This is a genomic window from Vibrio sp. 10N.222.55.A1 (assembly GCF_041473835.1).
Lineage (GTDB): Bacteria > Pseudomonadota > Gammaproteobacteria > Enterobacterales > Vibrionaceae > Vibrio > Vibrio crassostreae_C.
Genome location: NZ_JBFRSX010000071.1, coordinates 1 through 9,538 on the forward strand (window position 1 = coordinate 1; position 9,538 = coordinate 9,538).

A 9,538-nucleotide genomic window follows, 5' to 3' on the forward strand; every position below is an offset into this window, starting at 1 on the left:
TTAAGATCCTGTCTATGTACCGATCCTAACTCTAAAGAGGACGGCGAGGTTTCTCACTTTCAAGCGTTAACAACGGCGCTTTCTGGTACTGTCGGGCTTGGTAACATTGCCGGTGTAGGTGCTGCACTTGCGATTGGTGGTCCTGGCGCGACATTCTGGATGATCTTGTGTGGCCTTCTGGGTATGGCTTCTAAGTTCTGTGAGTGTACTTTAGGTGTGAAATACCGAACTATCCTACCTTCAGGTGTTGTTTCGGGCGGTCCAATGTACTACCTAAGCCAAGGCCTGGGTGAAAGAGGTTTAGGTGGACTAGGTAAAGTGCTCGCTATTGGTTTCGCATTAATGTGTATTTTAGGCGCATTGGGCGGCGGTAACATGTTCCAAGCTAACCAAGCACACGCCATGTTAACTTACGCATTTGATGTACCAAGTGAATACGGTGTGATCACTGGCCTTGTACTTGCCTCTTTAGTTTTCTCTGTGATTGTTGGTGGTATGCCTTCTATCGCATCGGTAACAGAAAAAGTTGTTCCTTGGATGGCTGCTCTGTATATCGGTATGGCTCTGATTGTCATCGGTTCTAACCTTGATCAAGTTGGCCCTGCGTTCAGCGCAATCTTTACAGGTGCATTTACTGGTGAAGGTGTTGTTGGTGGATTTATTGGTGCGCTAATTCAAGGCTTGAAACGTGCAACATTCTCGAACGAAGCAGGTGTAGGTTCAGCAGCTATCGCTCACTCAGCGGTTAAAACAAAAGAACCAATCACCGAAGGTCTAGTATCACTATTAGAACCGTTCGTTGATACGGTAATCATTTGTACAATGACCGCATTGGTTATCACTATCGCTGGTTTAAACGTAGGTCCATTCGATGGCTCTGGTTTAACGGGTGTAACGCTGACTGCTGCATCGTTTACTGAAACGGCAGAAGTATTCAAATACACACTCGCTCTCGCAGTAATCATGTTTGCGTTCTCGACGATGATTTCTTGGTCGTACTACGGTCTTAAAGCTTGGACTTACCTATTTGGTGAAGGCAAAACAACGGAGCTGATTTTCAAAGTGATGTTCTGTGTGTTTGTTGTTATTGGTGCCACGATTCAATTTGGTGCGGTAATCGACTTCTCTGATGCGGCTATCTTTGCGATGTCTATCTTCAACATTCTTGGTCTGTACTTCTTGATGCCAGTTGTGAAGAAAGAACTGCAATCGTTTGTTGCTCGTGTGAAATCAGGCGAAATCAAAACGTATGAGAAATAACGTTTAGTGGAATGAGGTTTTGCTCTAGTAGCTAACTGCATTCTAAGAAACGACACAGCTCTAAAAACGAAACTGTTCTAAAAATTTTTGTAAGACCCTTTGCTTGAGAAAGCGAGAACAGGACTGCAACTTATCCAAAATCCCTACCAGCTTGGCTTGTGGGGATTTTTTATGTCTGAACGATTAGGCGAATAACTACCTTCAATGCCCTGCTCACTCTTTTCACCCTTTTCACTCTGTTCATCATCGTGTTCAACATCGACACGACGAACCAACTCTTCTACTTTGATCATCTCTTTTTGCGCTAATGGCGAGCGACAATCATCGAAACAATAAGCTATGGTGCAGTTCTCACAAAGATACTCTGGCATCACTCCATCCCTTGTCGTCAAAGCAGCCAAATGCGAGCTAGCAATCGACTGCGTGTTCATCCTGAACAACACTATTATGCAGCGACTCTGAGCTGAAAATATGTATGCAAAGTCATTTAATAGACAACAAGTAACATATCATTGTGGATATACGTAACTATTCACAAATATCTAAGAAAACAATGAAAACACGCAAATAATCAATAATGAGAAAGCACCGGATCTATGCTCTCGACAAACGCAAAACGCCCACATCACGTGTGTGATGTGGGCGTTTCAATATTTAGTGCAAAACTAACGTTAGGTTGGTAAAGCCTTCGGCTTATAGACCCATCTCTTCAGTGAGAGTTTTGATCTGTTTGAGGTCCATGGTGTGGACTTCAATCATTTGTCTTATATCACTCAGTCGAGAGTTAGCGTTATCTTGCTTCTCACACGCGTCAGATTTCGCATCCCATGATGTGCCATCTAAGTAAACATCACACGCTTTCTTAAGAGAACCAAGATTCTGCTCGAGTTGATCTCTTTCTTTCTCAAGTTTTTCAAGTTCTTGAGAAATCTGTAATTCTTTTCGGAAAACTTCACGCGCACGCTCAAACAAAGTCGATTGCATGTCAGCCTGACGATTAAGTTTCTGGTTGTCTTGCTGAGTTTGCTCTAACGTTTGCTTCTGTTCATTTAGCTGTTGCTCTAACGAGTAGTTCGCCTTCTCTAAAACCGAAGACTGCTTCGCTAATTCCTGGAGCTCTTTTTGATGCTCTTCCGTTTGTTTCACTAGAGCGGCTTCTACTTTCGCATCGATTTCGGTATCAACTTTTGCCACTTTAGTTTCAACGGATGTCATCAACTGTGCTCTGCTGTCATGCAGTTCTTGATAACGAGTTTCGAGTACCTGATAAGTGGACTCCCACTTAGAAGCCGTAACTGTAGAACCAATTAAGCCACCCAGTGCTAAACCTATAACCGCAGCAATGCCGATATAGAGCTGACTGCGCTTATCGCGTTCTTCTATAACAACCACTTCATCTTGTTCGCTTTGTCCAGATTGCTGGTTCACTAGCGGGTACTCCCAAAAATTTATTTAACGTTACGCGGTCACTGACACGAATGCCAATACTGATTGTGAAGGCTCAGTTAAACCTATCGCTCAAGCCAGAAGCACTTAAGCTTTACTAACACATTCATCCCACCTGTTTACAGGCAGGCTTAACGAGTTAACTCCGAAATCATCAAGCTGGCAGTATACAAAAGGAAACTGCTAACGATAACTATCACTACCCATTTTTGCAGTTTTTCGTTTGTCCGGTAACGAAATAGTACAAATGCCAAAGCCAATAAAAAAACAATCGCTATTAGTCGAGTCATAACTCCTCCTTGTTTCTCTATTTTATACCATTTAAATAAGCAAGTTACGTCAGAGACTCGTTGTTTGATCATTTAGTTGAACAACATTTGTGCAAACAGATATTTTGTAGCTGACATCACATTTTATATGATCTAGGATACGCCTACAGATTACCTAATTATTTAGGTAATTGTTCCGATGAAGACTGCAGGAGAGTGGTTTTTAACTAAACATTAACATTTAGTTAGATTGACCCGCCGAAGAAGTAAATCTTTCAGGTGCTTTATGCTGGAGAAATCCAGAAAAGTGAGGACTGTCGTTGGAGGAACCTCTGGAGAGAACCGTTAGATCGGTCGCCGAAGGAGCAAGCTTAGTGCCCGTTACTTATCTATAAGTGATTCGCTAAGTGAAACTCTCAGGCAAAAGGACAGAGGAGTGGAAAGCAACAGCCTTAATTAACACAAGAATTCTATCTAGAAATCCGTATGTATTAAGTAGTGCGCCCGATCCCTGAGATCTGCACTGCCTTCCCTCTTCTCCTTAAATTTTTAATTTATTAAGGGGAATCTATGAACCACCTACAAGCTACACTACAAACCATCAACCAATTCGTTTGGGGACCACCACTGCTTATTCTGCTAGTGGGTACAGGTATCTACTTTACTTTTCGCTTAGGCTTACTCCAGTTTAGACACCTCCCAACTGCACTGAAAATGGTGTTCAGCAAAGACAAATCTGGTACGGGTGACGTATCGAGTTTCGCGGCTTTGTGTACTGCACTTTCAGCAACCATTGGTACAGGTAACATCGTTGGTGTAGCGACCGCAATCAAGATTGGTGGCCCTGGTGCCCTATTCTGGATGTGGCTTGCCGCTGTATTTGGTATGGCGACCAAGTACGCAGAATGTCTACTCGCCGTTAAATACCGCAGAACCGATAGCAATGGCGAAATGGTTGGCGGCCCAATGTACTACCTGCAATACGGTGTCGGCTCACGAATCTTAGCGGTAATGTTCGCTGTCTTCGCGCTCGGCGTTGCTTGCTTCGGTATCGGTACCTTCCCACAAGTCAACGCTATCTTGGACGCAACTCAAATCTCATTTGGCGCTTCGCGTGAGATGTCTGCTGTCGTTCTTACGATATTAGTGGCAGTGGTTACCCTTGGTGGTATCCAATCTATCGCTAAAGTGGCAGGGAAAGTTGTTCCTACTATGGCGGTTATGTACGTCGTCGCGTGTTTAAGCGTTCTGATTTCAAATGCCGACCAACTACTGAATGCCATTACCCTTGTTGTGACTTCTGCGTTTACCAACACAGCAGCAACCGGTGGTTTCTTTGGCGCGAGCATCATGCTTGCTATCCAATCAGGTATCGCTCGTGGTGTGTTCTCGAACGAATCTGGCCTAGGTAGCGCACCAATGGCTGCAGCAGCGGCTAAAACAGACTCATGTGTGAAACAAGGACTTGTCTCTATGACAGGTACCTTCTTCGACACCATCATCATCTGTACGATGACAGGTTTGGCGCTTATCTTAACGGGTGCTTGGCAGACTGATCTTTCAGGCGCTGCGATGACCACTCACGCATTCGCTGTTGGTCTGAATGCAGATACCCTTGGCCCTATGTTGGTTTCTGTTGGCTTAATCTTCTTTGCGTTTACAACAATTTTAGGTTGGAACTACTACGGTGAGCGCTGTGTTGTGTTCTTGCTAGGTACCAAAGCTGTATTGCCTTACAAGATCATCTTCATTGCGTTGGTGGCTTCTGGTGCATTCTTAAAGCTCGACATGATCTGGATAATGGCTGATATCGTGAACGGCCTAATGGCAATTCCGAACCTAATCGGGCTTATCTTGCTGCGCCACGTTGTTATCGAAGAAACCAAGCTATTCTTCAAACCGTTGACGTCTTCAAATGATTGTGAAGCAGTTAAAGCGTAAACTGAAGTGATTGAATACCAAGCCCGCATTCAACTGCGGGCTTTTTTATTTTCATCACATAGCGAAACGTCTTAAATTATTATGCAGCACATATGCCCTTATAAATAGCAAGAATATTAAATCGACCACTATGCGATTTAATAAAGAAGATAGAAGACTACTAAAAAGAACACTAATAAAACCAACACTTAATTAGATATTACTTATATTTAACAGATTGTGCGTAGGTGTCAGGCGTTTTGTAACAAACATATTAAATTTCTTTTCGTTTCAACGACACAAAAAACCAGAAGAATAAAACATGTGACTTTAATTCATATATTAGTCAGTTTATAGTCATCTACATTGTAGAGAGAATTATAATAAAAATAAAACGTTGGCTATATGATCAGATTCGACCCGATTAAAAACCGTATTTATAACGATGAACGTTCTATTAAAGTAGGATACCGTGAAACTCGGGTCCTGGAGTTATTACATAAAAACTCACCCGATATTGTTAACAAACAAGATATTATTAGCTTCGCTTGGGGAAACGAGTTCATAGGGGATACGTCACTAGCGAAAAGTATAAGTTTACTGCGCCAAGGGTTCGTTAGATTAGGCATCAAAGAAACCCCAATCGTCACCGTTCCTAAGGTGGGCTATCGCCTTATCGATGAGTGCGTGGTAATCGACTCCCCCATCAATAATGCAGCCACAACTCCCCTTGCTGATGCGAGCAACCTGATACCCGTCGGCAATAACGGTATTGCTATCGGTGCAGCTGTTGCAGTCGAACCTAAGCCTAACCCTAAACAAAGTTCGTCGGCTTACTTTCCCACTGCTGAAAACCGAAACAAGTTGTGCTACTTCACCACTGGCTGCTTACTGTTGGCATCAGCGTTATTGGCTTTTGCTAAGGTTAATGAGAGAAACCTCAGCGATATCAACCCCGTTAACCGGCTCAGCGAGCAATGGATAGGTCAAATACAAGTTTTCCAAGCCCCTGAAATGGCGATGACGCCAGAGCTAGAAAGCATTCTCTATCAGTATCAATGTGATTGCGTGGCGTACATTAGCGAAGAAGCGGAATATTCTGAGCTCTCTATTCTGAACAAAGCCACACGCCAGTCCGTCAACATCTTTTACACGCCAACCCAACTAGATCAAGCCAGTACCGAACTGGCCCTATTCCTAGAAAGAGGTCAATTATGATGCCAATCGTTGCGCTCATTTCTGCATTCGTTTTATTGGTTGGCATATGGAGTATCCCTTCGCCCCAACCAAAAGAAGAGCATCGCTACCAACATAGCGTGGTGGACCTGATAGTGAATGACAATGTATTACGTACCGACGGATTAACGAAAATAAGTAACAACAAGGTGCTGCACCTGATGTCCGTTCAAGACGACAACATGCCCGACCCACTTGTTCTGCGATTCAGAGGAACAGCCCGTCCTTCTCAATCACTTTTCTTTTCTATTTCTGGCACCATTGACTTAGTCTCTGTGCAAAAAATAAATAAAACAATGAATGACAGCCGATTGGCGCCTTACCTGTTAATCAACAATGACCCATTAACTGTAAAGATTGATATCTTAAGTTCGAATGATTTATTTGCCATCATTAAAACGTGTAATACAGGCCGAACGCAACTTCTGGCCAAACGATAATTAGAGATAGTTTAACCACTAGCAAAAAGTGCCCTATTATCAAGTAGCAAGCTTTTCCGATATTACACATAAAAAACGGATGGTTATTTTCATTATTTTATCAGTAATACAATTATTACAGTCTTCCTTACTTTAAGTGTTTGCATTTTAAAACCGATAGCAAAGCAAAATATTCAAGTTAGATTTTTACTCTTTGTCACTCACTACCTGCCCACCTTAAAACTACGAGTATTGTGAATGGTTATACCTGTTCTTCTAATTAACCATTCATACAAACGCCAAAAATAACGTCAAATAATTTTGACGTCTAAGCCCGAATAATGGGCCTTCATTTTTCTAAAAACGGTTTGAGCCCCATCAAACAATTTACGTTCAGTTGCATACTCTTTCACCGTAAAAACACTAATGACAATACAAGCCATTGAATTAACTGGGTAATTTAATTCAACCCTTTTCAGTATCTATCTATTTATCAACATGAAAAAGTGAACTTGTCTTGTTAACTGCACGGCACACAAAACATTATCAAAATAGAAAAATTACAAATGAGGGAATTGTTAATGATCACAGTAAACAGAAGTCTCTTAGCAACCGCAGTGTTGTCTGTTCTATCAACCGGTGTAAATGCGAAGATTTACCCAGACCAAATAGTGTTTGACCAACTTGGTGAAGATGTCTGTCGCTCTGGTTATCGTCCTATAGACCGTTATGAAGCAGAAGAGCAGAAGAGTACTTTGGTCGCTCGCATGGGCACTTGGCAGATCACCGGGTTAAAAGGAAACTGGGTAATCATGGGGCCGGGTTATCATGGCGAAATTAAGCAATCAAGCAGTGGGTCAACGTTCTGTTACCCAAACAACGACCAATCTGAAATCCCTAACTATTCCGCCAAATCGGTTCAGGAAGGCAGCGAAATCGATGTTCAGTATGAATTAGTGAACAACCGTAACGACTTTGTACGCCCATTAAGCTACTTAGCCCACAACCTAGGTTACGCTTGGGTTGGCGGTAATAACAGTCAGTACGTGGGCGAAGACATGACGATAAAGCGCTCTGGCAACAGTTGGGTAATACAAGGAAATAACAATGGCTCTTGTAGCGGCTATCGCTGTGATGAAAAAACCAAAATCACCGTCGACAATTTTGCCTACACCGTTAACGACGACAACTTTTGGCATGGTGATGTTGTCGAGTCGGATCGTGAACTAGTGAAAACGGTTTACGCGACGGCAAGAAACAACAGCAAGATCGCGCAACAAGTGGTGGTAGACCTAAAAGTAGACGAATCAACAAACTGGTCGAAAACGAACAGCTACGGATTCTCACAGAGCGTTCAAACAGAGAACACCTTCAAGTGGCCTTTGGTTGGCGAAACTAAGCTCACCGTTAAGTTCGAGGCTAACCAAAGCTTCGCTGAAACAAATGGCAACTCCACTAGCGAACAAGTAACACTTCAAGCTCGTCCTATGGTTCCTGCGAATTCGGAGCTACCGATTCGAGTTGAGCTGTATCGTTCAAGCATCTCTTACCCGTACCGATTCAACGCCGATATTAGCTACGATGTTGAATTCAACGGCTTCCTTCGTTGGGGTGGCAACGCGTGGCACTCTCATCCAGATAACCGCCCGTACAAGGCTCATACCTTCACCATGGGCCGTGGCAGCAGTGAATCTGCCGACATTCGCTACCAATGGGATCACCGTTACATCCCAGGTGAAACTAAATGGTGGGATTGGGGCTGGGCGATTAAAGAAGCTGGCTTATCAAGCATGCAATACGCGACTGGCGGAAGCTTACGCCCCTTCCACTCTTACGTGTCTGGAGATTTCTACGCTGAATCTCAATTTGCAGGTACTATCGAAATTGGACAAGCAACACCAATTACTAACAATCTACGCAGCAAAAGAAGTACTGATTCCGTCAACGAATCTACTGAGCGCATTGGCGACATCGAAGTTACCACCAACTTTAACGCCGATGAGTTGAGTGACTTAGGTTTCGAAGGTGCTGAGATGAACATTAGCGTCGTTGAATAACTGCGCTGTAGAATAAGATCGGTACAAAGATCTACCAGTAATAAAGCACAAAGCCCACGCCGTGGGCTTTCATATATTCATGTTCAACTGAAAACGGTGAACTACACAGGCTCTTCCATCAGAAGCTTTACACCCAGCCCAACCAGCACCATGCCCGTCACGCCTTCCATCCACTTCATAAAACTCGCGTTTTTGAGCAAATTTTTAGCCGAGTTAAGAGCGCCAGCCAAACCACATTGCCATACCATCGCAATCATAAAGTGTACCGAAGCCATCAACATAGATTGCAATAAAGGCGAACCTTCAGGGTTTACAAATTGAGGTAAAAAGGCCAGATAGAAAACTGCTGTTTTTGGGTTAAGAACGTTAGACAGAAAGCCTTCACGCAAAGAACGCTTTGCACTGTAAGCCTGCTGAGCTTGTTCTCCGACCTTCAAACCGCCACCGTTTTTCATCAACGCTCGCAAACTGCTTAAGCCAAGCCAGATGAGGTAAACCGCACCTACCATCTTAACGGCTTGAAAGAGTTCAGCGGATTGGGCGAGGATTGCAGATATACCCACAGCAGAGAAAAACGCGTGTACATACAAGCCGCTACAAATACCAAAGCTCGTCATACAACCGTCAGCTAAGCCAGAGCGGCTAGTATTGCGAATCACCAAAGCCGTATCTAAGCCCGGCGTTAGCGTTAAAATAGTGATGGCAATTAGAAATGCCTCAAAGTTCAAAATATCCATATCATTGTCATTTTTGTTCAGCGATCTATCATCAATACCGTGTATCTGAACAATTCGCAAGCAACAATTGCCACCAGCTATACAACTCACTGATTTTGTGCACAATAGAACAGTTTGATTTGTTAAGAAATAGTAAATTCAAGGCATCGTACCGCCTCATGCTTTTCTCGCTATATTGTCCCGTCCTGAAATGT

8 protein-coding genes and 1 riboswitch are annotated in these 9,538 nt (G+C 43.3%); of the genes, 5 read left to right on the forward strand and 3 right to left on the reverse strand.

What is annotated here, in order from left to right:
- The coding region (locus AB4493_RS19305) for an alanine/glycine:cation symporter family protein (RefSeq protein ID WP_372155627.1) at nt 1–1,260 on the forward strand (1,260 nt) is incomplete at its 5' end.
- 143 nt (nt 1,261–1,403) lie between these two features.
- Here AB4493_RS19305 and AB4493_RS19310 read toward each other — a convergent pair.
- Complete coding sequence (locus tag AB4493_RS19310) at nt 1,404–1,631, reverse strand: hypothetical protein (protein WP_065584878.1); 228 nt, start codon at nt 1,629–1,631, stop codon at nt 1,404–1,406.
- A 322-nt stretch (nt 1,632–1,953) separates the two neighbouring features.
- Complete coding sequence (locus tag AB4493_RS19315; protein WP_017059725.1) at nt 1,954–2,688, reverse strand: chromosome segregation ATPase; 735 nt, start codon at nt 2,686–2,688, stop codon at nt 1,954–1,956.
- Between the two features lie 609 nt (nt 2,689–3,297).
- A riboswitch (glycine riboswitch) is annotated at nt 3,298–3,417 on the forward strand.
- Between the two features lie 128 nt (nt 3,418–3,545).
- On the opposite strand from AB4493_RS19315, the gene AB4493_RS19320 reads away from it, so the two are divergent.
- The 4 genes from AB4493_RS19320 (at nt 3,546) to AB4493_RS19335 (ending at nt 8,607) form a co-directional block, all read left to right on the forward strand.
- Entirely contained in the window at nt 3,546–4,916 is a 1,371-nt protein-coding gene (locus AB4493_RS19320) for a sodium:alanine symporter family protein (RefSeq protein ID WP_017059726.1), read from the forward strand.
- A gap of 384 nt (nt 4,917–5,300) precedes the next feature.
- On the forward strand, nt 5,301–6,113 hold the full coding sequence (locus AB4493_RS19325; protein WP_017066273.1) for a winged helix-turn-helix domain-containing protein: 813 nt from the start codon (nt 5,301–5,303) through the stop codon (nt 6,111–6,113).
- The gene (locus tag AB4493_RS19330; RefSeq protein ID WP_017059728.1) at nt 6,110–6,571 is read left to right on the forward strand and encodes a hypothetical protein; all 462 of its coding nucleotides are present in this window, start codon (nt 6,110–6,112) and stop codon (nt 6,569–6,571) included. Before AB4493_RS19325 ends, AB4493_RS19330 begins: the two co-directional genes overlap by 4 nt.
- 560 nt (nt 6,572–7,131) lie before the next feature.
- Nucleotides 7,132–8,607 carry an aerolysin family beta-barrel pore-forming toxin gene (locus AB4493_RS19335; RefSeq protein WP_017058960.1) on the forward strand — a complete coding sequence of 492 codons (1,476 nt, stop codon included), beginning with the start codon at nt 7,132–7,134 and terminating at the stop codon, nt 8,605–8,607.
- A 101-nt stretch (nt 8,608–8,708) separates the two neighbouring features.
- Here the strand turns inward: AB4493_RS19335 and AB4493_RS19340 are convergent, their stop codons facing one another.
- The gene (locus AB4493_RS19340) at nt 8,709–9,344 is read right to left on the reverse strand and encodes a LysE family translocator (RefSeq protein ID WP_017058961.1); all 636 of its coding nucleotides are present in this window, start codon (nt 9,342–9,344) and stop codon (nt 8,709–8,711) included.
- Nucleotides 9,345–9,538 lie beyond the last annotated feature (194 nt).